21 protein-coding genes are annotated in these 24,575 nt (G+C 63.9%); 9 read left to right on the top strand and 12 right to left on the bottom strand.

Annotated features, from left to right (window positions below; genetic code table 11):
- Positions 1 to 13: 13 nt before the first annotated feature.
- Together FNA67_RS09195 and FNA67_RS09190 are read right to left on the bottom strand one after the other, a co-directional pair.
- A complete protein-coding gene (locus FNA67_RS09195) occupies positions 14 to 1,564 on the bottom strand; it encodes an OmpA family protein (RefSeq protein ID WP_170267264.1) in 1,551 nt (516 codons plus the stop codon).
- 211 nt (positions 1,565 to 1,775) lie between these two features.
- Positions 1,776 to 3,128 carry a porin family protein gene (locus FNA67_RS09190; RefSeq protein WP_049704900.1) on the bottom strand — a complete coding sequence of 451 codons (1,353 nt, stop codon included), beginning with the start codon at positions 3,126 to 3,128 and terminating at the stop codon, positions 1,776 to 1,778.
- Positions 3,129 to 3,562: 434 nt separating this feature from the next.
- On the opposite strand from FNA67_RS09190, the gene FNA67_RS09185 reads away from it, so the two are divergent.
- Positions 3,563 to 4,309: an SDR family oxidoreductase gene (locus FNA67_RS09185; RefSeq protein WP_147655833.1), complete on the top strand. Its 747-nt coding sequence runs from the start codon at positions 3,563 to 3,565 to the stop codon at positions 4,307 to 4,309.
- Between the two features lie 30 nt (positions 4,310 to 4,339).
- Here the strand turns inward: FNA67_RS09185 and nagA are convergent, their stop codons facing one another.
- Genes nagA through FNA67_RS09170 form a run of 3 tightly spaced genes read right to left on the bottom strand, consistent with a single transcriptional unit; the run spans position 4,340 to position 7,306 of the window.
- Positions 4,340 to 5,497 (bottom strand): N-acetylglucosamine-6-phosphate deacetylase, encoded by a 1,158-nt coding sequence (gene nagA, locus FNA67_RS09180; protein WP_147655832.1) that lies wholly within the window; start codon positions 5,495 to 5,497, stop codon positions 4,340 to 4,342.
- Complete coding sequence (locus FNA67_RS09175; protein ID WP_147655831.1) at positions 5,494 to 6,522, bottom strand: SIS domain-containing protein; 1,029 nt, start codon at positions 6,520 to 6,522, stop codon at positions 5,494 to 5,496. The genes nagA and FNA67_RS09175 overlap by 4 nt, the downstream gene beginning before the upstream one ends.
- Positions 6,515 to 7,306 carry a GntR family transcriptional regulator gene (locus FNA67_RS09170; protein WP_244616570.1) on the bottom strand — a complete coding sequence of 264 codons (792 nt, stop codon included), beginning with the start codon at positions 7,304 to 7,306 and terminating at the stop codon, positions 6,515 to 6,517. Before FNA67_RS09170 ends, FNA67_RS09175 begins: the two co-directional genes overlap by 8 nt.
- Positions 7,307 to 7,628: 322 nt before the next feature.
- Here FNA67_RS09170 and FNA67_RS09165 point away from each other — a divergent pair, with 322 nt between their 5' ends.
- Entirely contained in the window at positions 7,629 to 8,555 is a 927-nt protein-coding gene (locus FNA67_RS09165; protein ID WP_147655829.1) for an N-acetylmuramic acid 6-phosphate etherase, read from the top strand.
- A 24-nt stretch (positions 8,556 to 8,579) separates the two neighbouring features.
- Here the strand turns inward: FNA67_RS09165 and FNA67_RS09160 are convergent, their stop codons facing one another.
- The 3 genes from FNA67_RS09160 to FNA67_RS09150 all read right to left on the bottom strand — a co-directional run bounded on the left by FNA67_RS09160 (position 8,580) and on the right by FNA67_RS09150 (position 10,837).
- Positions 8,580 to 9,011 (bottom strand): hypothetical protein, encoded by a 432-nt coding sequence (locus FNA67_RS09160; RefSeq protein WP_147655828.1) that lies wholly within the window; start codon positions 9,009 to 9,011, stop codon positions 8,580 to 8,582.
- Between the two features lie 93 nt (positions 9,012 to 9,104).
- Positions 9,105 to 9,752, bottom strand: coding sequence for an FMN reductase (gene msuE / locus FNA67_RS09155; RefSeq protein WP_147655827.1), 648 nt, complete (start codon positions 9,750 to 9,752; stop codon positions 9,105 to 9,107).
- A gap of 56 nt (positions 9,753 to 9,808) precedes the next feature.
- Positions 9,809 to 10,837 (bottom strand): LacI family DNA-binding transcriptional regulator, encoded by a 1,029-nt coding sequence (locus tag FNA67_RS09150; RefSeq protein WP_147655826.1) that lies wholly within the window; start codon positions 10,835 to 10,837, stop codon positions 9,809 to 9,811.
- A gap of 227 nt (positions 10,838 to 11,064) precedes the next feature.
- Here FNA67_RS09150 and FNA67_RS09145 point away from each other — a divergent pair, with 227 nt between their 5' ends.
- Positions 11,065 to 12,492, top strand: a complete 1,428-nt coding sequence (locus FNA67_RS09145) for a mannose-1-phosphate guanylyltransferase/mannose-6-phosphate isomerase (protein ID WP_049704893.1) — start codon at positions 11,065 to 11,067, stop codon at positions 12,490 to 12,492.
- A gap of 70 nt (positions 12,493 to 12,562) precedes the next feature.
- Here the strand turns inward: FNA67_RS09145 and FNA67_RS09140 are convergent, their stop codons facing one another.
- Complete coding sequence (locus FNA67_RS09140) at positions 12,563 to 13,234, bottom strand: sugar transferase (protein WP_170267263.1); 672 nt, start codon at positions 13,232 to 13,234, stop codon at positions 12,563 to 12,565.
- A 180-nt stretch (positions 13,235 to 13,414) separates the two neighbouring features.
- On the opposite strand from FNA67_RS09140, the gene FNA67_RS09135 reads away from it, so the two are divergent.
- From FNA67_RS09135 to FNA67_RS09120, 4 genes are all read left to right on the top strand, one after another.
- Entirely contained in the window at positions 13,415 to 13,900 is a 486-nt protein-coding gene (locus tag FNA67_RS09135; protein WP_170267262.1) for a MarR family winged helix-turn-helix transcriptional regulator, read from the top strand.
- The gene (locus FNA67_RS09130; protein ID WP_244616568.1) at positions 13,897 to 15,591 is read left to right on the top strand and encodes an MFS transporter; all 1,695 of its coding nucleotides are present in this window, start codon (positions 13,897 to 13,899) and stop codon (positions 15,589 to 15,591) included. The genes FNA67_RS09135 and FNA67_RS09130 overlap by 4 nt, the downstream gene beginning before the upstream one ends.
- A gap of 21 nt (positions 15,592 to 15,612) precedes the next feature.
- Positions 15,613 to 16,665, top strand: a complete 1,053-nt coding sequence (locus FNA67_RS09125; protein WP_147655823.1) for an HlyD family secretion protein — start codon at positions 15,613 to 15,615, stop codon at positions 16,663 to 16,665.
- Between the two features lie 145 nt (positions 16,666 to 16,810).
- Positions 16,811 to 18,103, top strand: coding sequence for a PQQ-dependent sugar dehydrogenase (locus tag FNA67_RS09120; protein ID WP_371874378.1), 1,293 nt, complete (start codon positions 16,811 to 16,813; stop codon positions 18,101 to 18,103).
- A gap of 51 nt (positions 18,104 to 18,154) precedes the next feature.
- On the opposite strand, the gene cydX is transcribed toward FNA67_RS09120, so the two are convergent.
- From cydX to FNA67_RS09105, 3 genes are read right to left on the bottom strand one after another with little or no spacing between them, the layout of a single operon-like run.
- Positions 18,155 to 18,259, bottom strand: coding sequence for a cytochrome bd-I oxidase subunit CydX (gene cydX, locus FNA67_RS09115; RefSeq protein WP_049704890.1), 105 nt, complete (start codon positions 18,257 to 18,259; stop codon positions 18,155 to 18,157).
- Positions 18,260 to 18,268: 9 nt separating this feature from the next.
- Positions 18,269 to 19,420 carry a cytochrome d ubiquinol oxidase subunit II gene (cydB, locus tag FNA67_RS09110; protein WP_147655822.1) on the bottom strand — a complete coding sequence of 384 codons (1,152 nt, stop codon included), beginning with the start codon at positions 19,418 to 19,420 and terminating at the stop codon, positions 18,269 to 18,271.
- A gap of 12 nt (positions 19,421 to 19,432) precedes the next feature.
- Positions 19,433 to 21,016, bottom strand: coding sequence for a cytochrome ubiquinol oxidase subunit I (locus FNA67_RS09105; protein ID WP_147655821.1), 1,584 nt, complete (start codon positions 21,014 to 21,016; stop codon positions 19,433 to 19,435).
- Between the two features lie 142 nt (positions 21,017 to 21,158).
- On the opposite strand from FNA67_RS09105, the gene cydD reads away from it, so the two are divergent.
- Both cydD and cydC read left to right on the top strand, forming a co-directional pair.
- On the top strand, positions 21,159 to 22,901 hold the full coding sequence (cydD, locus tag FNA67_RS09100) for a thiol reductant ABC exporter subunit CydD (RefSeq protein WP_147655820.1): 1,743 nt from the start codon (positions 21,159 to 21,161) through the stop codon (positions 22,899 to 22,901).
- Positions 22,898 to 24,562 (top strand): thiol reductant ABC exporter subunit CydC, encoded by a 1,665-nt coding sequence (gene cydC, locus FNA67_RS09095; RefSeq protein WP_147655819.1) that lies wholly within the window; start codon positions 22,898 to 22,900, stop codon positions 24,560 to 24,562. Before cydD ends, cydC begins: the two co-directional genes overlap by 4 nt.
- Positions 24,563 to 24,575: the final 13 nt, after the last annotated feature.

Here is a 24,575-nt window from a genome sequence, read left to right as displayed (position 1 = left end):
ATCGAGCGCACTCCTACTTGTGCTCATCGAGCACCGAGAAGACGATGCGTCGGTTCTGCTGCTTGCCTTGCGGCGTATCGTTGCTGGCAATCGGCATCGTCTCGCCATAGCCGATGGCATAAAGCCGGGTGTCGCTGACGCCTTCTTCCACCAGCGCGGCTGTCACCGCCTCCGCACGTGCGACGGAGAGGGCGAGGTTCGCGCGCTCGTCGCCATCGCTATCGGTGTGACCTTCGACATGCACGGTGGTATCCGGGCATGTTCCCAGGATCGACGCCAGGTCCTTGATCGCGCTGCGAGACTCGTCAGTCATCCTGGCGCTGCCGGACTGGAAAAGGATGGTATGGGTCTGGGAGAACTCGGCAACTTTGGTGCGACAGATTTCGGTTGCCGACGGACCAACCAGGTCCACAGTCCAACCCGCTTCGGGAGCCGCGGAGAGTTCCGCTTTAGCAGACGCCAAGGCCTCCTCGCTCGCCGCCTTGCCAGTCAGAGTCCACTTGCCGTCCTTGAAGGACAACGAGCCATTCTCGAGCTTCGTGAGACCACGCAGGCCCGCGACGGCGCTCATGATGAACGAGTCCGGGGCGCCTTGCGCCACAGTTAGCCCCGACGTCGAAGCGCCTCCAGCGACGACCCCGAAATAGCGCGCCGCCGCATCGGCCGGCACGGCGCCTTCCAGACTGACGGGCCCGCCCGCCTGTCGAGTGGCGGAGAACGCGTAGGCCGGATCGACCGCGGGTGTGGACTGCTGGGCTTGTTCTACGGGGGCCGTCGTTTCGGCAGGTTCAACCGGAGCAGCCGTCTCGCTCGCTGGAGGCGTCTCTGTCGCCGTCTCGGGCGCAGCGGTGTCCATTTCAGACTCTGCGGTCTCGGACGTGGGCTCAGCGGCCGCTGCTGCATCCGCGGCGGCGGGCGCAGCCTCCGTGCTTGCAGGGGGCGCCTCGGCTGCTTCTGCATCGGTGTCACCGTCAGGAACCGCAGCAGCAGCGGCCGGCTCAGCGGTGGTCGTTTCAGTCGTCGCGGCCGCAGCGGCGCCTGCCGTTGCAGGGGCAGATTCGTCAGTCTCGGAACTCGTTGCGTCCTGCCCCTCGTCTGCGGCCGGAGCGATCTCAGTCAGGGCCAGCACCACACCTGCGGGAGCACCGGCCTTCGTCAACACATCAAGCGCTGCCTGATCTGCCTTGGACCTGGCGGTACCCTTAATGGTGAGGACGTTGCTGCGAAGCGCGATACGGCCTTGCGAGAGGTGGCCAAGCGCCTCGATAGCGAAATCGAGCCCGTCGCTGAACGCGGCGGGGGAGCCTTCGGCCACCGTCAAACTGGTGGCGTTGGCACCGGCCAGGCCCGCGAGCCTCTTCAGGGTTGCATCGTCGGGCACAAAACCATGGAATTCAGGTCCTTGCCCACCGGACTTCACTTCGCCCGTCAACCAGAAGTCAGCTACCTTCGCGGCCGGCAGCGTAACGATCGACCCGGCAGAAGTGGAAGGCACCGTGACATCCTGCGCCCAGGCCTGGTCGCCCAGGACTGTGCCGGCGGTGCTTGCAAGCAAGAGCGCCATCAAGACGCGAGATCCGGTCCGCCGCATACTAGTCTCCAAAGGCTCGTTGTTTCAGGGCCGGAAGCTAATCTGCGAATCGCCCGATTGGAACCGGCAAACCGACAGGCCCGGTCCCGACCAACAGGATCACCGCTATCCGTGACGCAACGGCCACAAAAGCAGAAAGGCCCGGCAGAGCCGGGCCTTTCCGTTTTCAGCAGAAGCGAAACGCTTACTGGAAGGTCTTGGCAGCCTTGAAGGTGGCCTTGTAGCCGCCGTCCGAGAAAGCCTGGCCCTTGAGGGAGGTGGTGAAATCGCCACCCGGAGCCCATGCCACTTCGGCAGCGCCGTAGAACACGTTCTCGTAGGTGCCCGGATTTGCATAGCGGTTCTCGCCATACACACCGACTTCGCCGGTCAGCTTGAGGGTCTCGGTGACAGCTGCAACGAGCTGAGCAGCGATCTGGTAACCCTCGGTATCGGCGGTGTTGGTGTCGCTGTCGAAGTAGCGGCCACCGATGTTGATGGTGATACCGTCGGTGACAGCGAATCCAGCCGAAGCGCCGATGCCGTAGCTCGGAAGCTGGGCACCCGCAGCAGCGTTCCACACGTTGGCAGCTTCGCCGGAGACGGCAAGCGTGAACATGTCGAAGGTGGCCTGAGCCGAAGCAAGACCTTCCCAGTTGGTACGGTCGTTGGCAACGTCGTGGTTCGCGGCGAAGGCGCCACGGATCTTGAAGTTGTCGAAGGTACCGGTCAGGCCAGCGTGGATCGCATAGGCATTGACCGTTCCATCGAGGATACCGCCAGCCATAACAGTAGCGTGAGCCGTGAGGTTGTCACCAGCATAGCTGATCACACCGACCGCAGTACCGGCCTGGCCGACAACCGCCTGGTTGAGAGCTTCAAGGCCGGCGCCAACGGAAACGCCGTTGCCGAGGTCCGAAACGATCTGGATGACGTGACCGCCGTCCTTGATCTGATCGGCATCAGCGAGGCCGTCATTGTAACCAACGCCAACGTCAACGTTTTCCGAGTTGAAGAGGCCGAGGAAGTTGAACGGCTCGTCGTCACCCTTGTTGATGATCGAGCCCTTCTTACCGGCCATGATCACGGTCGAGTCGCCAACAGAGACGTAAGCTTCGTCGAAGACAGCGCCGCCGGTATCGTCACCGTCGAGCGACTGAACGCCACCAAAGGTCTTGGTGTACTGCTCGTCCTTGATCTTGATCACGGCCTTCGCAGGACCGAAGTCGCTGTCGGCAGTGGCCACGAACTTGATCCAAGCTTCAACCTTAGACGACCAATCGTTGATGCCGTCGTTGTCGGCAATACCGAAAGTGTCATTCGGAGTCACGACGAGAGGACGGTTACCGGTGCCGACCTTGTAGTCGCCCCAGTTGAACTCGTACTTGATCTCGCCGGTGATCTGCAGGCAGTTGGTGTCGGACGAGATCGTCAGACCCGACAGGCCGAGGGAATCGCAAACGTCGAGCGACGTCAGAACACCCAGGTCAGCTGCCTGAGCACCCGATGCGAGGCCGGCCGCAGCGATAGAACCTAGCAGAAGGCTCCTGATTTTCATTGTTGACCTCCAAAGTCAGTCATTTTTTGTGCCGGAGAACCGGCGGCTTGTCGAAACGCGACCACACTCTTGTTGTGGTGCAGTGTGTTGCCGTCGCGTTGCGACCGACAAACGATCCCATGCATGGATTCGCAATACGCACTCTACGCATGGGCGGGGCCCGCGCAATCGCAGAAAAGCCACTTTTGGGCAGCGGCAACATGGTTGGAGAGTGGTTGTTGCAGATTCAGCACACCGTTAGAAACGCTTGATTAACCGCCCTAAACGCTGCGTTAACGAGACCTCGGAAGCACCCGAATGACTGGGCTGACACGGCCCATTGCAGGCCGCTAGATTGTGGCGGGGCAGCCGCTGGCCGATGTCGGCGGCCCTATTTTGGTCACGTGTTCCATGGTTGTTTCACGCGTCCGATACAGGCCTTAGGGGGATCAGGAATGAACGGCGACAGCAAGGTAGCGGTCGTTACGGGGGCAACTTCAGGGATAGGCCTGGCCAGTGCGATCGGGCTTTCGCGCGCGGGCTACAGCGTTGCGATTTGTGGCCGAAGGCGGGACAGGCTGGCCGCGGCCGAACAGGAGGCGGGGGCGGCCCTAGCGGCACCATGCGACGTGACCGATCCCGGCGACGTGAATCGGTTTTTCGCGCGCGTCAGGGATCAGTTCGGACGAGTCGACTTCGTCTTCAACAATGCCGGGCGCTTCAGCCCGGCTGCGTCGTTCGGCGACACCGACATCTCGACCTGGACCGATGTGGTCGACACCAATCTCAACGGCGCGTTCTTCGTGGCACGCGAAGCGTTCAGGACCATGCGGGACCAGAACCCGCAAGGTGGGCGGATCGTCAACAACGGCTCGATCTCGGCCTATGCACCGCGTCCGGGCGCAGCGCCCTACACCGTCACCAAGCACGCGATCACGGGACTGACCAAGGCGATCTCGCTGGATGGTCGCGCTTTCAACATCGCCTGCGGGCAGATCGATATCGGCAACACCGCCAGCGACATGACGGCCTCGATGGGGTCGGGCGTGCTACAGGCCAATGGAACGATCATGCCGGAGCCGACCTTCGATGTCAGGCATGTCGTTGATGCGATCGTCTATATGGCGAACCTGCCGCTCGACACGAACGTCCAGTTCATGACGGTGATGGCGACCAACATGCCCTATATCGGGCGCGGCTAGGCCGGGCCGCAAACGGCCCGGCGCTCTTGATCACGCGACGAAGACGCTCGCCCCATCGATCCAGGTCGAGCGGACGCCAAGTTCATCGGAGAGGTGCACGAAGCTCGCCACGGCCCCCTGCCCCAGGAAACCGTGACGATGGCCAGCGCCAATCGCCCTGGCGGGATAGAGCGTAGCCATGCGCAGGGCTTCCTCGAGCGAGATGCCCACGACGTCGCGCATGTATTTGATGGCGTCGATCATTGTGAGATCGGCGCCTGCCAGCGTACCGTCCTCGAGGCGCAGTGCGCCGTCGGCACGGTGGATGACACGACCGTTGAGCGTAAAACTCTGGAGTTCACTTCCGGTCAGCGCCATGGCGTCGGTCACGAGGAAGATGTTTGCCGGTCCGGTCTTGGCGCGCAGCGCGATGCCGATGGTCTCGGGATGGACGTGGATGCCATCGGCAATGAGACCGGCGCTGAGCTTCCCCAGCGCCAGCACTGCGCCGGCGACTCCCGGCTCGCGATTCCCGATCTGGCTCATTGCATTGAAGAGGTGCGTCGCCATGCTCGCCCCGGCCTCGGCCGCAGCCGCCACCTGGGCCAGGGAGGCATCCGAATGGCCGATGCTGACGACCACGCCCGCTTCGGCAAGCCGGGCAATCTGTTCGGGCGTCACCGTTTCGGCCGCAACCGTGGAGAGAAGATGCGGCAGCGCCTGCCGCGCCGCGACGAGGTTGGCGAGATCCTCCTCGTTCATCGGGCGGATCAGCGCCGGGTCGTGAGCGCCCTTGCGCGCGATAGAGAGGTGGGGGCCCTCCAGGTGCAGACCGATGAAGCCTGGAACCTGTTCGGCAAGTGCCGCCTTCCCCGCTTCAACCGTTTCGGCGGTGATCTCGGGGGTGTCGGTGATGAGGGTGGGGAGCAGCGCAGTGGTGCCGAACTGGTAGTGCGCGCCACAGATCGTGCGCAGGCCCGAAAGGGAACGATCGTCGTTGAGCAGTACGCCGCCGCCGCCATTGACCTGCAGGTCGATGAAACCGGGCACCAGCACGCCGCCATCGAGTTCGTGGCGGGCGACGCCGAACGGCACGTCGGCGGCCGCAACCACGCCTTCAACGACCCCATCGTTGACGAGCAGCGCGCCGCCGTCGATCCACTCTTCGCCGTCAAAAATGCGGGCGCCGAGAAAAGCCGTGCGGGTCATATCGTTTCCGTCACTTTCTTGAGGTTGGGCGGGACATCGGGGTTGAACCCGCGACGGCGCGACAGGGCCTCGACGAAACCGTAGAAGGAAACGATGAGCGAGAGTGCATCGGTGATCGGGTGGCCGGTGGCCGCGAAGGGCAGACGGGTTGCAGCACCGGGGATGTCCGAGGTGAGGTACGAGAGCGCCCCCTGCCCGGCGAGCTTGTGGGCCATCTCGGCGGTCGACTTTTCAGCCGCATCGCGAGCCGCGAGCGCAAGAATGGCGTAGCCTTCTTCCACGATGCGAACCGGCCCGTGCATCACTTCGGCCGAGCTATAGGCTTCAGCGTGAATGCCACAGGTTTCCTTGAATTTGAGTGCGGCCTCGCTGGCGATTGCCAGGGACGGACCCCGCCCGAGCACATAGAGCGACTGGTGCCCGCCCAGGGCCTCGGCGAACGCGCTCCAGTCGCATTCGATGGCCTTGGCGAAGACTTCCGGCAGGCTGTCGATCGAGGCAAGGAGGGCCTTGTCGTCCACCCAGTGCCCCAGCACGCCCAACCCGGCAATCACGGAGGACACGAAGGTCTTGGTGGCCGCGACGCTCTTTTCGGTGCCGGAGAAGAGATCGATAGTGAAGTCGGAGGCGACGGTAAGCGGCGATCCGGCCGTGTTGGTAACGGCAATGGTCAGGGCGCCGCTCTCGTGAGCGGATTTGGCCATGGCCACAATGTCAGGGCTCTTGCCAGACTGTGAGATGGCGATGGCAGCGGCGCGCTGGAGCTTGAGCTCCTTGCCATAGATCGACATGACCGAGGGGCCGATCGAAGCGACCGGAAGTCCTGCCGTCAGTTCGATGGCGTATTTCAGGAACGCCGAGGCATGATCGGAAGAGCCACGCGCAATGGTAGCGACCATTGACGGATCCTTTTCCCGAAGGGCGGCGCCAGCGGCGATGAAGCTCTCGCGGCTCCCTGAAAGGAGGCGTTCGACGGCCTGCGGGATCTCCTCGATCTCGCGCCGCATGTAGGTCTTTTCATTCATTGGCGTTTCCAGTCTGGCGTAAAGTCTCGCCGAGCCGAAGTTCGGCGACGAAGTCGTAGGTATCACCCCGATAGATCGAACGCGTGAATTCTATGACGCGGCCGGAAGCGAGGTAAGAGATACGCTCGATGTTCAGGCTCGCAGAGCCGGCGGGGACGTCGAGCAGCTTTGCATCCTTTTCTCCCAGATTGGCGGCCCGAATGCGTTGGATGGCGCGAACTGGCCGAAAGCCACTCTTGTCGAGCTGGGTGTAAAGGGATGCCTGGACGGACTGCGGATCAGGCAGAATGCGTGCGGAAAGCGCGGCGCGCTCGATGGCCATCGGAACGTCGTTGGAAAGACGCAAGCGGCCGAGACGCGCAACGAGATCGCCCGAGGAAAGGCCGAGGGCGACGGTTTCTTCCGGCGATGGCACGTAGATACCCTTGTCGAGCCATTCGGAGCGGACGGACATGCCTCGGCGCGCCATGTCCTCGGTGAAGGACGTCAGGTGCGAGAGCGACTGCTCCACACGCTGGCTTTGCGGTGCCACGAAGGTCCCCGATCCGTGGCGCTGGATGAGCACACCCTCCTGCACCAGATGCTGGACCGCCTTGCGGACGGTGACGCGCGATACGTCAGCCTTCAGGGCCAGGTCGCGCTCGGAAGGTAGTGCGTCGCCGGCCTTGATCGCCCCGCGGTGAATGGCATCTTCGATCCAGCGCTTGAGCTGCAGATAAAGCGGTCCTCCCTGCGGCAGTACCACCGGATTGGCGCCGAAAATGCTGTCAGACTCTCCGCTCACTGTTCCTCCTGATGCTCCTGGCTCACTCGAGCTTTGCCTCATGATACCAATAAAATACCATTGACCAAGGAAAAAGTGGTCTCGACCACTCTGACTCACAACTTGTCGCGGCACATGCGATTCGCAAATGGTCGGCGTGGGTGGCAGTTGGAATGGGCGACAACTGGACAAATGGTATTTTATTGGCATTAATGCAAGCAGGGAGAGGTGCGTTGCTCGCTGCCTTGCGGAGCCTCGAAACGTCACGTTTCTTCGCGTGAAGGTCGAGCTTTCTGCGCCGGCGTTCCGCACGACCTTCAGGTTGGACTTCAGGGAAACTTGCATGAGCGCCGCTGTAAATGTCGCTGCGACCGAGACCATAGACAATCGCTATGTCGGTATCGACACGTGGCAGGATACCGAGGTGCTTGCGGCCCTGCTCGACGGACAGCGCCGAGCCATCGAGGCGGTGAACGCCGCCATACCATCGCTGGCGCGGGCGGCAGAACTCGCCGTGGGCAGGGTACGGTCGGGCGGCAGGTTGATCTACCTGGCAGCGGGAAGCCCCGCCCTGATCTCGCTAAGTGACGCCCTGGAACTGCCGGGGACCTATGGAATACCGCGTGAGCGGCTGGTTTTGGTCTTTGCCGGAGGGCCGGCGATCACGCAGAACCTAACCGGCGTTGACGAAGACAGCGAGGACCAGGCGCTCGCCGACCTCGCGAAAATCGGCGTCGGGCCGGAGGATTGCATCATCGCGACTTCCGCCAGCGGGACCACGCCGTATACCGTCGCGGGACTCAAGGCAGCTCGAGCCCAGGGCGCCGGAACTATCGGCATTGCGGGGAACGCAGGTGCGCCGTTGCTTGCGGCTGCCGAGGTGCCGGTGTTGCTGGCGACCGGCGGCGAAGTCATATCGGGGTCCACCCGCATGGGCGCGGGCACGGCCCAGAAGGCGGCGCTAAACATGCTTTCTACGCTTATGTGCATGCGCCTAGGGCATGTGCATGACGGCATGATGGTCAACGTCAAGGCCGACAACGACAAGCTGCGTCGCCGGGCCGAGCGCATCGTCGGGCGGATTACCGGGGTAGACCTCGCGGTAGCCGGAGAAGCCCTCGGGAAGACCGATGGCGAGGTCAAGCCCGCCATCCTGATCGCCGCGGGAGCGTCAGACCTGGCTGCGGCGGAACGATTGCTCCAAGGCAGCGAAGGGAACGTGCGCTTGGCATTGGCCTCGCTCAGCGCAGAGAGGGATACGTCCAGATAGCTGGCTACCAACTGCGGGCTATCGTCAGCGAGTTTCTATAGACGCAGGCCCACCCGTGGCCGCGTCGTAGGCCACGAGATAGCGCACCAACAGCGGAACCAGTGCATCTGACGCAATGAGCGCGGAACGAAGTATCGCCACCTGCCCTGCCGGCAGACCCGCGCGATAGCGCTTGCAATCCTCGATGGCCTGGGTGGCGGGTTTGCCCGTCGCCACGAACCGCTGAAGCGCTGGCAGCATTGCGTCGGTTGCCTTGCGCAGGTTGGCATAATCCTGGCGCTTATCGGCCGGCGGATTGACAGACCTCCAATCCACCGGACGCGCCTGGACGAGATTGACCAGGTTGGTGGCCGTATCCTGAAACTGGATCACCCGCTCGGCCAGGGGCGCGCAATCTTCGGCGACGGCGGGCGTGACAAGCAGCAAGGCCAGCGCAAAAGGCGCGATGAAACGCATGGGTGGCGATTCCTCAACAGATGCGGGACGATAACGCTCGCTCGAATTTCACGGCCTGTCCAGATGGAGGGACGGGGCCGAGCGGATTTCGCTTCAGTCGTTGAACTCGCGATCAGTGTCGATGCAATCGGTGGTGGCGCCCGACTCTGGATCCTCGGGCGTTTCCGACGGCTTTGGCAATCGGTTCTGGCGCTGGGCCGAGACGATGAGCGCCGTCTGGCTCGCGGCCAGGTCGATGCGTGCGAGGATGCCGGGATCGACCTGGCGGAAGTCCTCGAAGCTCTTGTCCTCGGCGTAGATCGAGGTGGGAATAGTGAGTGCGGAGAAGAACCCGAACAGCGGGCGAAGCTGGTGCTCGACGACCAGCGAATGCCGCGGTCCGCCGCCAGTGGCGGCAATGACGACGGGCTTACCGATCAAGGCGGTTGGATCGACGAAATCGAAGAAATGCTTGAACAGCCCCGTGTAAGAGCCCTTGTAGACCGGCGAGGAAACGACGAGCACATCGGCGTTCTCGACGGCTTCGACGATAGCCAGCGCCTCGGGAGATAATTGTTCGCGCGAGAGAGCCGCGCCCAGTCCCGGATTGGCGTCGACGATATCGAATTGGCGGATACGGGCCCTGACCTGCTGTCCGATGCGATTCGAGATCAATTCGGTCAGGGCGCGCGAGCGCGACGGGCGGTGGGCGTTGCCACTGAAGGCAACAAGGTCGATTGGGGCGTCAGGCGTGGTGGTCATGGCGTTCTAGATAACGCTTACCGACGCGATTTGGAATAGAAAAAGGGAAACCTTGTTTAATTGATGAAGCGCGCGGTGCTCTGGCGAATGCGCAACTCGTTTGGGAGAACGATGCTCCGCTCCCTCACAGATTCTCCCGCGAGGCGACGAAGCAGCATCTTGCCGGCACGGAAGCCCATTTCGTAACTGGAGACATGGACCGTCGTGAGCGGCACGGGCAGCGCCTCGGCGAGACCGGAATCGCCGTAGCCGGCAAAGGCGACGTGGCTGGTGGCATCGTCACGGGCGGCTTCGAGCGAAGCGCCTACCGCAAGGACATCGGACGAGAAAAAGATGGCGTCGACCTGCGGATATCGCTGCATCACCGTTCGGAGAGCCTGGGCGCCATCGGCGATCACAGGAGGATGGCCATCGAGCGGGGCAACGTGGCCGAGTTCCGCCCCGGTTGCGGCAAGCCCTTCCCTGAACCCGGCAAGACGCTGGGCACCCCGATCCTGTGTACGACCGACATAGGCTATGTTCCTGAACCCGGCACGTCCGAAATGTTCGCCCATGAGACGACCGCCATCCAGATTGGAGAAGCCAACCAGCATGTCGAGCGGATCTTCCACATGGTCCCACATCTCCATCACCGCCATGCCGCGCGAGCGAATGAGGGTCTTGGTGGTCGGCGCCTGCACGACCCCGGTGAAGATCAGGGCGGCGGGACGTAGCGGCAACACAGAGCCAACGAAATCGGCCTCGAGGCGGGCCGAATAGTTGGTCTGGGCCATCATGAGATGGAAGCCGCTGTTCTCCAGGGCATCGGCGCAGCCGCGCGTGGCGCGCGCAAAGTGCGGGTTCTCGATGTTGGAAACGAACATGGCGATGAACGAGGAGCGTCCGGACCGTAGGCTGGACGCAAGCGTATTGACCACGTAGCCGGTCTTTTCCACGGCGCGCAGCACGCGTTCGCGCGTTTCGGGCTTGACGATCTCGGGGGTGCTCAGCGCGCGCGACACGGTGATCGGGGACACTCCAGCCTCCCGTGCCACATCCTCGACGCGGACGTTGCGCGCCCTCTCGTCCTTTCCCTCAAAGGCCATGCAATGCTTCCTGGCAAACACCCGCCGGAGGCGGATACTCAAAATCAGAAAATACTATCTAGAAGCGAGCCATACGGCGGACCGGTTCCCTCTGGTATCGTTATAAATCCCAATTGCAGGTGCCTTCGGGATGTGCCGGGTGCGGATACTCTTTAAGATCGACTGGCCTTCGACGGGGAATTCCTGCAAACACCTCGGATCGACAGGGCTAAACGGAGGCAAACTACATGGCGGCACTCATCTTGCCCGTGGTGTTGGCGGGCGGCCAGGGAACAAGGCTCTGGCCGATGTCGCGATCGACGCGGCCCAAGCAATTCCTGCCGCTCACAGGCGCGACGAGCCTGTTCCAGGCGACGCTGCAGCGGGTGGCCGATACCACGCGGTACCTGCCGCCCCTGGTCCTGACCAATGCCGACTATCGCTTCCTCGTGGCCGAGCAGGCCCAGGAAGTGGGCGTATCGCTGACGGCGATGCTGCTCGAACCGGTGGCCCGCAATACGGCGGCGGCGATCGCGGCGGCGGCGGTCTACGGCGCGAAGCACTTCGGGCCCGATGTGATCCTGCATGTGCTGCCGTCGGACCATGCCGTGGAAGCAGACGGGGGCTATTGGGCGGCAGTCGACGAGGCCGCCGACGCCGCGCGCGCCGGCCGGCTGGTAACTTTCGGCATCATGCCGACCGCGCCTGAGACCGGGTATGGGTACATCGAAGGTGGCGCGCCGATTTCAGGCGAGGTTCGGGCCGTCGCACGCTTCGTGGAGAAACCCTTGCGTCCGCGCGCCGAAGAGATGCTGGCCGCAGGCGGGTTCTACTGGAACTCCGGGATGTTCATGCTGGGTGCCGGCACCTTCATCGAGGAGTGCCGGCGTCTCGCTCCGGCGACGATCGAGGCTGTGGAAGCCAGCGTCGAGAGGGCCATGAGCGATCTCGACTTCGTCCGCATCGACGCGGAGACCTTTGCGAAGGCACCCGACATCTCGGTGGACTATGCGATCTTCGAAAAAACGGATCGGGCAGCGGTGTTGCCGGTGTCCTTCGCCTGGTCGGACCTGGGGAGCTGGGACGCGGTCTGGAAGGTGAGCGAGAAGGACGCCGCGCAGAACGTCGCCAACGGGCCGGTGACCATCAGCAACACCTCGCGCTCGCTGGTCGTTACCGAGAAGGCTCATGTTGCCATCGAAGGCCTTGACGACGTGGCTGTCATCGCCAGCGAAGACGCCATTTATGTCGGCAGGCTTTCGGAGGCCCAGAAGGTCGGACCGATGGTCAAGGTTCTGCGCAACAGCGTGCAGACGCGCGAACTCACCGAGACCCACCGTACCTCCTACAGGCCCTGGGGCGGATACTCCTCAATCCTCAACGGGGATCGGTTCCAGGTGAAGCGGCTCTTCGTCAAACCGGGCAAGAAACTCTCGCTGCAGCGTCACCACCATCGCTCCGAACATTGGGTGGTGGTCCGCGGAACGGCCGAGGTGACCGTGGACGGCAAGATCGCCATGCTTACCGAAAACGAATCCATCTACCTGCCGCTCGGATGCACGCACCGGCTGGCGAACCCCGGCAAGATCCTGCTCGAGCTCATCGAAGTACAGACGGGTTCGTACCTCGGCGAGGACGACATCATCCGCATCGAAGACGATTTCGGGCGCGGCTAGCGCCCTACTCCGCCGCCTCGGCGAAGCGAACGAACGATAGGGCCGAATCGATGTCGAAGCGACGACGTTGTTAGCGGCGGACTATCCGCAGGATCACCTCTCGCCAGACGGTGAGGCCGATGATCTTGAGGTCGAGCGCCAGGGATTGGCTGCGGATATAGGCGAGGTCATGCTCGGTGCGCGCGCGGGCGTGGGCGACATCGGTAACCGGGCCGCGCAGACCGGCGATCTGAGCCCACCCCGTGAGACCGGGGCGGACGGCATGGCGGCGGGTGTAGTCTGGCACTACCACCTCATAGGGCTCGCCGCAAACCAGCATCCCGGGAACATGGGGGCGCGGCCCCACCAGCGCCATGTCGCCCATCACGACGTTGAGCAACTGAGGTAGTTCGTCAAGGCTGGTGCGCCGGAGGAAGTGGCCGAGGCCGGTAAGACGCCCATCGCCTTCGGCGACAAGAGCGAGGCCCGTCGGATCGGCACCCTCGATCCGCAGCGTGCGGAACTTGATGATCAGGAACGGCTGCCCATTCCTTCCGACGCGGACCTGCCGGAAGAAGGCCGGACCGGGCGTATCGAGCCGGATCGCGACCGAGATGACTACCAGCAACGGGCTCAGAGCGATCAGGCCCAGGATGGCGAGCACGAGGTCGAGCAGGCGCTTGACGAAGGCCCGTGAACGCAGGCCAACGGCCCTCGCAGGACTTTCCTCTCGCGTAACGGTTGCCTGCCCGACCAACGTCATCAGAACCCCCACGCCAGGGAGTTTCCGCCGCAAATCGATGCGCGTCACTCGTAAGAAATCACGATGCCAAGCCATGCCGCGTGCATGACAGCCACGCTTCCAGTGCACTGGACAACACGCCGCATGGCTTTATATCTAAGCACACATATATGTAGCTCCCTACATAATGGATTCCTAACAATGTCAGACCTACCCAGCAAACAGAGCCTCATTGCCGCTCTCGTCGGAACAGCCCGAGCCCTCCAGACCCTTTTTGACGCGCAGTTGCGCGAAATGGGGATAACGGCAGCGCGTGGCCGTGTGCTGTGGTTCTTGGCCAAGAAGCTGCCGCAAGGCGCCACCCAATCGGACGTGACCGACTACCTACGCGTGGAAAACCCGACAGCCGTGCGCATTCTCGATGGCCTCGAGACCCTCGGCCATATCCGCCGCCGCCCCTCCGAGACGGATCGGCGCGCCAAGATCATCGAGCTGACAGAAGCGGGGCGCCCTATCGCGGAGGAAGTGGTGCACGAGTCGCGCATGCTCTACCGGAACGTGCTCGATGACATCTCGGATGAGGATCTGGCCACGACAAAGCGTGTGCTCGACACCGTACTCAGAAACGTCAATGCCATGGGGCCAGCGCGTCGCTGGGCACACGCCGATCGCGAGTCGGTGCTTTGAGCGAGCGCGTCTACACAGTTGAGCGCGAAAGCGCACAGGCTGCGGCCGAGACGGTGACCGAGAACGCGTCCACCATACCGGAACCCCAGCCCCCTGCCCGGCCAGCGCCGCCGCCCTTCGTGCCGTTCCCCATGTGGAAGGCGGCGATCTACGCTGCTTCCTCGGTGGTGCTTGGGCTGACCCAGGGGCTTGGGCTAAACCTCATTACGGCGAACCTGACGAACCTGCAGGCCTATTTCGGCGCAACGCAGCAGGAAGTGAGTTGGCTGCCGGCGGCGTATTTCGCCACCAACATGACCGGCACCTTGCTTATGTTCAAAATCCGCAACCAGTTCGGCATGCGCCGGTTCGCCGAAATCGGCATTATCGTCTATGTGCTGCTGGTTGTGGCCCACATGTTCAGCAACGATCTGCGCTCGGCTCTGATCGTACGCGCAATGATGGGTGTGGCGGCCGCCCCGCTTTCGACTCTCGCCTTCTTCTACATGCTCGAGTGGCTGCCGCCTGCCAGGAAGATGACCATCGGCATCTGTTTCGGAATGATCGGCAACAGCCTGGCGCTGCCGCTGGCGCGCGTGATGTCGCCGCAGCTTCTTCAGAACGGGGAATGGCATGGGCTCTACCTGATGGAAGTGGGGCTGGCGCTGGTGGCGCTGGCAGTGATCTTCCTCGTACCGATCACGCATCCGCCTCGGCAAAAGTCCTTCGACAGGGACGACCTCATCAGCTTTCCGCTACTGGCAACCGGGTTCGGCTCGCTTGCCGTGGTGCTGTCGATGGGGCGGGCCTACTGGTGGTTCGAAGCGCCGTGGCTGGGCGTGCTAGGAGCAACGGGGATCGGCTCACTGGTGTTGCTGGCGCTCGTGGAACTGCACCGCAAGCAGCCCATGATCGATCTCCGCTGGCTCTTTACGCCCGACATGCTCACTTTTGCCGGCGCCCTCATCGCGGTCCGCATCCTGCTCTCCGAGCAATCGGTGGGAGCGATCGGGCTGTTTACGGTGCTGGGGATGGGCAGTGACCAATTGTTGCCACTCTTCGGCATCATCACGGTGGTGACCGTCGCGGCGACCTTCTGGCTGACGAGCGTGATCAAGCCGCAGCGCACGCCCTACCTCCACCTGCTGGCGCTGGTGATGGTGGCTGTCGCGGCGTGGATGGACGCACACAGCTCGGTGCTTAGCCGCCCGGAACAGTTCTATGTCAGCCAGGCGATCATGAGCTTTGCGGCGGCCATCTTCCTGCCGCCCGCGATGCTTCATGGCTTCGCCAGGGCGATGGCAAAGGGGCCGCAATACATCCTGTCGTTCCTGACTGTGTTTCTGACCACGCAGACTCTCGGCGGCCTGCTGGGGTCGGCGACGATGACCACGTTCGTGGCCCTGCGCGAGCAGTTTCATTCCAATGTCATGGCCCAGGGCATTACCCTGCTCGATCCGATGGTGGCGCAACGCATCCAGGCCTATGGCGGCGCCTACGCCAAGGTGCTGACCGACCCAGCGCTTCGCGACGCCAAAGGGCTGGCGCTGCTGGGTCAGTCGGCAACGCAGCAGGCCAACGTATTGGCCTACAACGATCTTTTCATGGTGATTTTCGTGGCCACCCTCGCCACCATCGCCGTTCTGCTCATTCATCTCGCGCTGGGGGCGGTCAAGAAGACCGCCGCCCAGCCCAAGGCGCAACCCGCCTGATCCGACCAGAAAGTAACTTCGATGCGTTTCAAGGAACTCGTATTCTCAAAGGCCACCGTTCCGGCATTGCTCGCCGGGATCGCCGGTATCCTGGTGGTGCTCTACGCCTGGCAGCTCCCGCCATTCACCTCCAGCGTGCAATCGACCAACAACGCCTATGTGAAGGGGCAGGTGACAATCCTGGCTCCGCAACTGGCGGGCTATGTGGTCCAGGTACCGGTGACCGACTACCTGACGGTCAAGAAGGGCGACCTGCTGGTCCAGCTCGATGACCGCATCTATAGCCAGCAACTGGCGCAGGCACAGGCTACGCTCGGGCAGCAGCAAAGTGCGTTGGCCAACTATGACGCCAACCACGCCTCCAAAAAGTCGAGCGTCGAACTTGCCGAAGCGCAACTGGTAGCCGCCGAGGCCTCGCTCGAAAAGGCGCAACGAGACGCGGGGCGTAATTCCTCGCTCCTCAAGTCCGGCATCGCGGCGCAATCGAGCGCCGACCAAGCGACGGCCGCCTTGGCCCAGGCTGAGGCGGGTGTTGAGCAGGCGAAGGCTTCCGTCGCCATCGCCGAGCAGAACCTAGCGCTCGTCGAGGCAGGGAAGCCCGGTCTCGAGGCTGCCGTCAAGGGCGCGGAAGCGGCCGTGCAACTTGCTCAGATCAACCTGAGCAACACCCGTGTCGTCGCCCCCGTGGACGGACGGCTGGGCGAGGTGACAGCGCGGGTGGGGCAATACGTGTCGGTCGGCACGCAGCTAACGTCGGTGACGCCGCCGCGGACCTGGGTCATCGCCAACTTCAAGGAAACGCAGATGGCAGGTCTCAAGGTCGGCCAGGAGGCAAGCTTCACCGTCGATGCCCTCTCGGCAGGGAGGCTCACCGGGCACATCTCGGAGATTTCGCCCGCCGCGGGGTCCGAGTTCAGCGTCCTCAAGCCGGATAATGCCACGGGCAACTTCACGAAGGTCGCCCAACGCATTCCGGTGCGCATCGAGATCGATCCCGACCAGGCGCTGGCACCGCAATTGCTGCCAGGCATGTCAGTGGAAGTCTCGATCGAGACGGGGACGACCAAGTCCTAGCCGAGAGGCGGGCAAAAGGGCGCTTGGGTGTTGCACGCGCTGGCTAATTCCAGCAGAAAGTGTCTTTCCCTTTCGGGCCGCCGTTCGGCCGGCCCACCCCGCCCGGAGATATGCCGTGACTGCAAGTGCCGTTCTTGCGCTGATAATTGTCGTCGTTCTCGCTGCTATCGCGTTTTTTGTCCTTCGCTCAAACGCCGGCCGCGGCAAAGGCGGCAATATGGCGCCCGTATTCGGAACGGCACCGTCCATTCCAGAGGCGATTTCGCAGGGCAACCGGCCCACGCTCAAGACCCCCAATATCAAGGGCTGGGCGGACAACCAGACTCCGGACGTGGCAGCTGGCCTCAAGGTAACTGCGTTCGCGCGCGGCATGGAACATCCGCGCTGGATATACGTGCTGCCAAATGGGGACGTGCTGGTCGCTGAATCGGCGTCCCTCCCCGGCCGCATTACCCAGTTGATGGATCTGGCGCGTAATTTCGTCATGCGACGGGTCGGCGCCATCCGCAAGAGCGCTAACAGGATCATCCTGCTGCGCGATGCGGACGGAGACGGCGTGCCCGAAATCCGCGAAGTCTTCCTGAGCGGGCTCAACCAGCCGTTCGGCATGGCACTGGTTGGCGACACCTTCTACGTGGGCAATACCGACAGCGTGGTGGCCTACCCCTATGTCGAGGGCGCAACGCGGATTACCGGCGCCGGCCGCAAGCTGATGGATATGAAGCCGGGCGGACATTGGACGCGCAACCTCTTCGTCAGCCACGACCAGACCAAGCTCTATGTGGGCGTTGGTTCGCTCAGCAACATTGCCGAGCAGGGGTTCGAGGCCGAGGTCGACCGCGCGGCCATCCACGAGCTCGACCTTGCCACCGGCAAGAGCCGCATCTTCGCCTCGGGGCTCCGCAATGCGGTGGGCATGGCATTCGAGCCGACGACCGGCGCCCTCTGGACGGTGGTCAACGAGCGGGACGGGTTGGGCGACGAGACGCCGCCGGACTACCTGACCTCGGTCAAGGATGGCGGCTTCTATGGCTGGCCCTACAGCTATTGGGACCAGATTGTTGACGACCGCGTGCAGCCGGCAAATCCGGCGCTCGTCGCAAGCTCCATCACGCCGGATTACGCCCTGGGCGGGCACACCGCCTCGCTCGGCCTCGCCTGGTTGCCGGACGGTACACTCAATGGGTTCGGCGCAGGCATGGTGATCGGCCAGCACGGTTCGTGGAACCGCTCCAAGCTCAGCGGCTACAAGGTGGTGTTCGTGGCATTTGCGGAAGGACGTCCGGCGGGCATGCCGCGCGAGATTCTCTCGGGGTTCCTGACGGCGGACGAGCGTTCGGCCTATGGACGCCCTGTGGGCGTGGCGATGGCCGCCGATGGCAGCCTGCTGGTGGCGGACGATGCGGGCGACACGATCTGGCGCGTGACGTCGGCCTGAGTGTCCTGAAAATAGACGGCGATCGGAGCCCTGCCCCGATCGCCGCAAGCGTTACCTGCCGTTCTTCTTGTCTTCGCGCAGCTCAAACCACATGGCGTTGAGAATGCTGAAGCTGCAGGCCAGGCTTACGCCCAGGATCCAAGAAAAATACCACATTGCCGTCTCCTAGTAGGCGTTCGGGTTGCGCTTGAGAGTGGTGCCGACCGTGACCGGGCCGCGCATGACGCGATAGACCCACGCGGTGTAGGCCAGCACGATCGGCAGGAAGACCACCGTCACCACCAGCATGATGAAGAGCGTCAGATGGCTCGATGAGGCATCCCAGACGGTCAGGCTCACTCCTGGATCGGCCGAAGACGGCATGAAGAAGGGAAAGAGCGTCAGGCCGGCAGTGGCGATGACGCCGGCGATCGCAAGGCTCGAGCCGGCAAATGCCCAGAGCCCTGCCCGCGCCCGCAGCCCGAGCCAGGCAGCAAGGCTGCCGACGATGGCGAGGATAGGCGCCAGCATCATCCAAGGATAGTTGGTGTAGTTGGCGCGCCACGCGCCAGGGGCCACGACCACGGTCTTGCCGAGCGGGTTGGACGGACCGAGCGGGTCCTGGACACTGGTGACGGTATAGCCGTTGAGCATCCAGAGCGCGACGACGCCACCCAGGACAAAGAGCACGATAGTCGCGAGGGCCGCCCACTGCCCATACTGGCGGGCACGTTCGGCAACGGACCCGCTGGTGCGCGCGGCGATGATCGTGGCGCCCTGCGTGAGCAGCATGGCGACACTGACGAGGCCCGCAAGGAGCGCGAACGGCGTGAGCAAGCCGAAGAAGTTGCCCTCGTAGGTGGCACGCAGCGTGTCGTCGAGCCGGAAGGGAGCTCCGAGGAAGAGGTTGCCCACGGCCACCCCGAAGATCAGCGCCGGCACGAAACCGCCGACGAACAGGGCCCAATCCCAGACATTGCGCCAGCCTTCGCTCGGCACCTTGGAGCGGAACTTGAAGCCGACCGGGCGCAGGATCAGCGCCAGGAGCACGGCGATCATGGCCAGGTAGAACCCCGAGAAACTCACCGCATATAGCGGCGGCCAGGCGGCGAAGATGGCTCCGCCGCCGAGGACCAGCCAGACCTGGTTGCCTTCCCAGGTGGGTCCGGAGAGATTGAGGAGCACGCGGCGCTCCTCGTCCGTGCGGGCGGCGAAGGGCAGCAACGCCCCTACGCCCAGGTCCATGCCGCCCAGGATGGCGAAGCCGATCAGCAGGATCCCAAGAAGCGCCCACCAGATGAGACGCAGAACTTCATAGTCGAGTGGAATGGCGGTCATGTTCTGGCGTCCTTAGTTGGCGGGGACAGGTTCGGCGGGAACGGGTTCGACCGGGAGCGGTTCGGCGGGTACGTCCAGGGTGGACTTCTCGGAGGGGCCGGCCTTGATGACGCGGGCCATGAGCCAGACCATCACGATGGCAAGGACGGTATAGACGGTGACGAAGAAGGTCAGCGAGATCACCAGATCCCAGAAGTGCAGGCCCGAGGCGGCGTAGAACGTTGGCAGCACGCCCTCCACGACCCAGGGCTGGCGGCCATATTCGGCGACGAGCCAACCTGCTTCGATGGCGAGCCAGGGGAGCGGCAGCGCAATTACGGCGACACGCAGCAGCCAGCGATGGGATTCGAGGGTGTGGCGCGAGGCTTTCCAGAACCAGAAAGCAAAGAAGGCGATGAAGAAGAAGCCCACGCCCACCATGATGCGGAAGCTCCAGAAGAGCGGCCAGACATCGGGCACCGTATCGAGCGCCGCCTTGGTAATTTCCTCACCGGTGGCGTTCTCGATATCCGGCCGGTACTGCTTGAGGAGCAGAGCATAACCGAGGTCGGCCTTGGAGGCATCGAAGGCGGCGCGGGCCTCTTCCCCACCACCGGCGCGAATGTCCTGAAGGGCTACATAGGCTTTCAGGCCATTGGCGATGCGCAAGGCGGCATGTTCGACCAGTTCGGTGATACCGGGCAGGTCGCGGTCAATGGAGCGGGTGGTGATAAGGCCGAGGACCCAGGGGAACTGCACCTGGAAGGCCGGACGGCCATCGGCGCCGGGGATGGCGAAAAGCGTGAGGGCGGCGGGCGCCGGCTCGGTCTCGTACATCGCCTCCATGGCGGCGATCTTCATCTTCTGGTGCTCGGTAGCGACGTAGCCGCTTTCGTCACCCAGGACGACGACGGAGAGCGCCGAGGCAAGGCCGAAGCTAGCGGCTACGACCATCGAGCGCTTGGCAAAATCGCGATGCCGCTCCTGCAGCAGGAAGAGCGCGCTGATGGCGAGCACGAAGACTGAGCCGGTCACATAGCCAGCGCTGACGGTGTGAACGAACTTGGCCTGCGCAACGGGATTGAAGATCACCTCGATGAAGTTGGTGACTTCCATGCGCATGGTGTCAGGGTTGAACTGGGCGCCAACCGGGTTCTGCATCCAGCCGTTGGCGATGAGGATCCAGAGCGCCGAGAAATTGGCGCCGAGCGCCATCAACCAGGTGACGGCAAGGTGGGTAACAGGCTTGAGCCTGTCCCAGCCAAAGAAGAAGAGCCCGATGAAAGTGGCTTCCAGGAAGAACGCCATGAGGCCTTCGATTGCCAGCGGCGCACCGAAAACGTCGCCCACGTAGTGGCTGTAGTAGCTCCAGTTCATGCCGAACTGGAACTCCATGACAATGCCGGTGGCCACGCCCATGGCGAAGTTGATGCCGAACAGCACGCCCCAGAACAGCGTCATCGATCGCCAGATAGGGCGGCCGGTCATGACGTAGACGCTTTCCATGATGGCAAGCAGGAATGCCAACCCTAAGGTCAGCGGCACGAACAGGAAGTGGTACATCGCTGTCGCCGCAAATTGCAGACGGGACAGATCGACGACGATCGGATCGACCATGGGGGGACTCAGCCTCGCGTTGTGCCGACAATGCGCCGGCCCCACTCGGCTAGCCGAGGGCAAGGCCCGTTTCCTTGATCCAGATCAAGGCGGAGGCCGAAATAATGAGTCTAGGTGCGCCTGTACTCCGAAGGGCACCACAATGGTCGAATCTACCGAACGGGCGGCGTCGCGCTGGCTAGGCAAGTGCGTGGCGGATGGCGGCGCAGGCTTGCGGGTGGCCATCGCTCTGCCCCTGCTCAGTGGAGCCCTGTTGGTGGCGCAATGCTATGTGCTCGCCGGTGTGCTTCATGGCGCCATCATCGATCACCGACCACTGGCTTTGCTGGGCATGGATATCGCCATTTTCGGCGCTCTGCTCACCGCTCGCATCGCCCTGGCGATGGCCGGCGAGATGCTGGCCGTCAACTCAGGGGAAGCCATCAAGCTCAAGATACGCGGCGGGCTTGCAGCACAGATGCTCATGCGCGAGCCCATTTGGTTCGCCGGGCGCAGTTCCGGTGCCCTGTCTGGGACGGTGGTCGACCAGGTGGACGCGCTCGAAGGCTACTTCGTGCGTTACCTGCCGGCTGCCGTGCAGGCCGCCATGCTGCCTCTGGCTTTCGCCGTGGTGGTCATGCCTGTCGACTGGATCGTGGGGTTGCTGCTGCTCGTGACGGCGCCCCTCATCCCCGTTTTCATGGCGCTGGCGGGGTGGGGCGCCGAGGCGGCGAGCAAAGCCCAGGCGCAGGCCCTCAACAGGTTGGGTGGCCGCTTCGCCGACCGGCTGCGCGGGCTCGTTACCCTCAAGCTCTTCGGGCGAGAGGACGCCGAGGTGGCGGGAGCGCGGGCGGCTTCGGAAGAATTGCGCGTGCGTACGATGCGAGTGATGCGGATCGCCTTTCTCAGCTCGGCAGTGCTCGAATTCTTCGCCGCACTCGGAGTGGCGGGCGTGGCTCTTTATATCGGGCTCACGTTCCTTGATCTGGTGACGTTGCGGGGCACCGAACTGACGCTTCAGGCCGGCCTCTTCTGCCTGCTGTTGGCACCGGAGGTCTACCAGCCGCTGCGCCTGATGGCCGCCCACTATCACGACCGTGCCGCCGCCAAGGCCGCGGCCGCCGAAATTGCCAATCAGGCCGAGGGATTTCCCGATGCAACTCCACTCGTTGCCCTGTACCACAACCCGCCGCTGCGCCACGAAGGCGCGGCCAAGCTTGCGATCGAGGGGCTGACGGTCAAAACGCCACAGGGACGAACGGTCATCGAAGGCCTTGCGCTTGACGTCGCTCCTGGGACGCGGATCGCGATCCTGGGCGAAAGCGGGATCGGCAAATCCACTCTCCTTGAAGCGATCGGCCGGCTACGCGCCGCGACGGGCGAGATCGCCATCGATGGCGCCCCGCTCAACGACATCGGCGAAGGCCGATTGCGGCAGCGGATGGCCATGCTGAACCAGCGGCCACGCATTTTCGCCGGCAGCCTTGCGGACAACATCCGGCTGGGCCGGCGCGGCGCCTGCGACACGGCCGTAACCCTGGCGGCCCAGCGCGCGCGGGTAACCGACTTCGCCCGACTGCTGCCTGAGGGACTGGAGACGCGCCTGGGCGAGGATGGTCTGGGACTGTCCGGCGGGGAAATCCAGCGCGTGGCCCTCGCCCGGCTCTACCTGCGCGACCCCGGCCTCATGCTTCTGGATGAACCGACGGCCCATCTCGACCCCGAGACGGAGGCGCTGGTCCTCGACGGTCTGCTCGACTTCGCGCAGGGCCGCACGCTGGTCGTGGCCACGCACTCGCGGTTCGTGGCGGCACGCATGGACAAAGTCTTTCGGCTGGCGGGCGGCAAGCTGCTGCCGACGATCCGACCGGCGCGGGTCCGAACAGACGGAAGGGGTGCAGCATGAGGGCCATTTTCGCATTCCTGCCGCTCTTCGTGCGCCTGAAAGGGCCGCTGACGCTGACCCTCGTGCTCTCGCTCGTAACGCTTGCAGCCGGCACGGCGCTGCTCGGCCTATCGGGCTGGTTCCTGACGGCAGCCGCGCTGAGCACGGCAGGCGCCGCATTCAATCTTTTTGCGCCCTCGGCTGGCGTGCGTGGCCTGTCCTTCATCCGCATCCTTTCGCGCTACGGAGAGAAGCTCTCGGGCCACGACGCCACGCTCAAGCTGCTTTCCGACCTGCGCCAGTGGCTATTCGCCAGACTCTTCCCCTTGGCCCCTCTTGGCCGGCGGCTTGGACGCGGCGACCTGGTGAGCCGCCTGCTGGGTGACGTCGAGGCGCTCGACACGGTGTTCCTGGTGGCGCTGGGCCCCATCAGCACGGCAGTGCTCGCGGGAGTCGCAATGACGACGCTGCTGGCTTTCCTGCTGCCCGGGGCAGCGCTGGTCTACGCGCTCGCTTTTGCTGGCGCAGCAATCGGGGTGCCGGTGCTTCTGGTGGCAGCCTCGCGGCGCACCGGCGCCGAGGTCGTGGCCGCGAGTGGGCGCCTGCGCGGTGTCGCGCTCGATAGCATCGAGGGACAGCAGGACCTCGTGATCTTCGGCGAAACCCAAAGTGCCCGCGACCAGATCGAGGCGGCGGCAGGGGATCTCGCGCGGGCGCGCCGCAGGCTGGGCTTTCACGGCACGCTCGCTGCCGGCGCAGTACAAGGCTCGATGGCGATTGCGACCATTGGTACGCTCGTGGCGGGGCTCGCCGCCCTGGAAGCCGGCAGTATCGGCGGACCGTTGATGGCAGGCCTACTGCTGGCGGTGATCGCCAGTTTTGAAGCCTGCGCGATGCTCGTGCGCAGCGCGGCACGTCTCGCAAGCGCGGCGGCCGCAGCTGAGCGCCTGCAGGAGCTTGCCACGATGGAACCCGCTGTGACCGATCCCGGCGCCCCCCGCCCCATCCCTGACGGCGGCGCAATGAGCCTCGAAGGGGTTAGCTTCGGCTATGGGCCGGGGCGACGGGTGCTGTCGCGGGTGAACCTCGGCATCGCCGATGGCAGTTGCGTGGCGATCCGTGGACCGAGCGGTTCTGGCAAGTCGACGATCGCGCAATTGCTGCTGCGGCTGGTGGATCCCCAGGCCGGTCGGGTGCGCCTTAACGGCGTGGACATCCGTACGGTGGCGTTGGCCGACCTGCGTCGGCGCGTGGCGCTAATGACCCAGGACGCCCCAGTCTTCCACGACACTATCCGCGCCAACCTGCTCATCGGCCGGAACGATGCCAGCGACGAAGCGCTCTGGCAGGCTCTGGATGCGGTGCACCTGGGCGACTTCGTCCGCTCCCTGCCCCGTGCGCTCGACACTATGCTGGGCGAAGCCGGCAAGACGCTTTCGTCCGGCCAGGCCCGCCGGATGTGCCTTGCCCGCACCCTGCTCTCGAACGCCTCGGTCATCGTGCTCGATGAACCTACCAGCGGCCTCGACGCAGAAACGGAATCCGCTTTCCTTGCCGACCTCCCCCGGATCACGGCCGGCAAGACCACAATCGTCATCACCCACGCCCAGGTTCCGGCAAACTACGACCGGGTAATCAACGTTCAGGCTGGACGTGTATCGGCGGATCGTTCTGCCATGTGAGATGGCTGGATCG

It is taken from the genome of Youhaiella tibetensis (genome assembly GCF_008000755.1).
GTDB lineage: Bacteria > Pseudomonadota > Alphaproteobacteria > Rhizobiales > Devosiaceae > Paradevosia > Paradevosia tibetensis.
Note: the sequence above shows the minus strand (reverse complement) of the source record. Positions and strands in the feature narration are given on the sequence as shown.

What these genes read in the sequence shown, in the direction of transcription:
- FNA67_RS09105 (WP_147655821.1), bottom strand. Translation starts at nt 21,016, where the DNA reads ATGGTCGATCCGATCGTCGTCGATCTGTCCCGTCTGCAATTTGCGGCG.
- msuE (WP_147655827.1), bottom strand. Translation starts at nt 9,752, where the DNA reads ATGACCACCACGCCTGACGCCCCAATCGACCTTGTTGCCTTCAGTGGC.
- FNA67_RS09190 (WP_049704900.1), bottom strand. Translation starts at nt 3,128, where the DNA reads ATGAAAATCAGGAGCCTTCTGCTAGGTTCTATCGCTGCGGCCGGCCTC.
- FNA67_RS09175 (WP_147655831.1), bottom strand. Translation starts at nt 6,522, where the DNA reads ATGAATGAAAAGACCTACATGCGGCGCGAGATCGAGGAGATCCCGCAG.
- FNA67_RS09140 (WP_170267263.1), bottom strand. Translation starts at nt 13,234, where the DNA reads ATGACGTTGGTCGGGCAGGCAACCGTTACGCGAGAGGAAAGTCCTGCG.
- FNA67_RS09160 (WP_147655828.1), bottom strand. Translation starts at nt 9,011, where the DNA reads ATGCGTTTCATCGCGCCTTTTGCGCTGGCCTTGCTGCTTGTCACGCCC.
- FNA67_RS09150 (WP_147655826.1), bottom strand. Translation starts at nt 10,837, where the DNA reads ATGGCCTTTGAGGGAAAGGACGAGAGGGCGCGCAACGTCCGCGTCGAG.
- cydX (WP_049704890.1), bottom strand. Translation starts at nt 18,259, where the DNA reads ATGTGGTATTTTTCTTGGATCCTGGGCGTAAGCCTGGCCTGCAGCTTC.
- FNA67_RS09135 (WP_170267262.1), top strand. Translation starts at nt 13,415, where the DNA reads ATGTCAGACCTACCCAGCAAACAGAGCCTCATTGCCGCTCTCGTCGGA.
- cydC (WP_147655819.1), top strand. Translation starts at nt 22,898, where the DNA reads ATGAGGGCCATTTTCGCATTCCTGCCGCTCTTCGTGCGCCTGAAAGGG.
- FNA67_RS09185 (WP_147655833.1), top strand. Translation starts at nt 3,563, where the DNA reads ATGAACGGCGACAGCAAGGTAGCGGTCGTTACGGGGGCAACTTCAGGG.
- cydB (WP_147655822.1), bottom strand. Translation starts at nt 19,420, where the DNA reads ATGACCGCCATTCCACTCGACTATGAAGTTCTGCGTCTCATCTGGTGG.
- FNA67_RS09195 (WP_170267264.1), bottom strand. Translation starts at nt 1,564, where the DNA reads ATGGCGCTCTTGCTTGCAAGCACCGCCGGCACAGTCCTGGGCGACCAG.
- FNA67_RS09145 (WP_049704893.1), top strand. Translation starts at nt 11,065, where the DNA reads ATGGCGGCACTCATCTTGCCCGTGGTGTTGGCGGGCGGCCAGGGAACA.
- FNA67_RS09165 (WP_147655829.1), top strand. Translation starts at nt 7,629, where the DNA reads ATGAGCGCCGCTGTAAATGTCGCTGCGACCGAGACCATAGACAATCGC.
- cydD (WP_147655820.1), top strand. Translation starts at nt 21,159, where the DNA reads ATGGTCGAATCTACCGAACGGGCGGCGTCGCGCTGGCTAGGCAAGTGC.
- FNA67_RS09125 (WP_147655823.1), top strand. Translation starts at nt 15,613, where the DNA reads ATGCGTTTCAAGGAACTCGTATTCTCAAAGGCCACCGTTCCGGCATTG.
- nagA (WP_147655832.1), bottom strand. Translation starts at nt 5,497, where the DNA reads ATGACCCGCACGGCTTTTCTCGGCGCCCGCATTTTTGACGGCGAAGAG.